Annotated in this window: 2 protein-coding genes; both read left to right on the plus strand. The window is 63.3% G+C overall.

Annotated elements, in window-relative coordinates; genetic code table 11:
• A partial coding sequence (gene rfbB, locus P0D70_RS36570; protein ID WP_408188109.1) for a dTDP-glucose 4,6-dehydratase occupies positions 1-813 on the plus strand: 813 nt, incomplete at its 5' end.
• Between the two features lie 10 nt (positions 814-823).
• Positions 824-1,108: sugar phosphate nucleotidyltransferase (locus P0D70_RS36575; RefSeq protein ID WP_408188110.1), on the plus strand; the 285-nt coding region annotated here is incomplete at its 3' end.

Below are 1,108 nucleotides of genomic sequence, written 5' to 3' on the forward strand. Positions count from 1 at the left end.
CACGTTGACCGTTCGATTCATGGACCGGCTGATTTCGTGCAGACGAACGTGGTCGGCACCTTCACGCTGCTCGAAGCGACCCGCCAGTACTGGAATGCGCTCGGCGAGGCCGACAAGGCCGCTTTCCGCTTCCTGCACGTGTCGACCGACGAAGTGTTCGGCTCGCTGTCCGCTACCGATCCACAATTTTCCGAAACCACGCCGTACGCGCCGAACAGCCCTTACTCGGCGACCAAGGCGGGTTCGGACCATCTGGTGCGCGCGTATCACCATACGTATGGCCTGCCGGTGCTCACCACGAACTGCTCGAACAACTACGGTCCGTACCAGTTCCCCGAGAAGCTGATTCCGCTGATGATCGCCAACGCACTCGCGGGCAAGGCGCTGCCGGTGTACGGCGACGGCCAGAACGTGCGCGACTGGCTGTATGTAGGCGACCACTGCAGCGCGATCCGCGAAGTGCTCGCGCGCGGCACGCCGGGCGAGACGTACAACGTGGGCGGCTGGAACGAGAAGAAGAACCTCGAAGTGGTTCACACGCTGTGCGACCTGCTCGACCAGTTGCGTCCGAAGGCGGGCGCTTCGTACCGCGACCAGATCACTTACGTGAAGGATCGTCCGGGCCACGACCGCCGTTATGCGATCGACGCGCGCAAGCTCGAACGCGAGCTTGGCTGGAAGCCGGCGGAGACGTTCGAAACGGGTCTGGCGAAGACGGTGCAGTGGTATCTGGACAACCAGGTGTGGTCGGACGAAGTCGCCTCGGGCGAATACCGCAAGTGGGTTGAGACCAACTACGCGCAACGCGCGTAAGGGCACGGCAATGGCGCGCAAAGGCATTATTCTCGCGGGCGGTTCGGGCACGCGCCTGTATCCGATCACGCACGTCGTATCCAAGCAGTTGCTGCCGGTGTACGACAAACCGATGATCTACTACCCGCTGTCCACGCTGATGGTGGCGGGCATCCGGGACGTGCTGATCATATCGACGCCACAGGACACGCCGCGCTTCGAGGCGATGCTCGGCGACGGCAGCCAGTGGGGGATGAATATCCAGTACGCGGTGCAGCCTTCGCCGGACGGGCTCGCGCAGGCGTTCATCATCGGC

The sequence above is a fragment of the Paraburkholderia sp. RL17-381-BIF-C genome (genome assembly GCF_046026435.1).
Classification (GTDB): domain Bacteria; phylum Pseudomonadota; class Gammaproteobacteria; order Burkholderiales; family Burkholderiaceae; genus Paraburkholderia.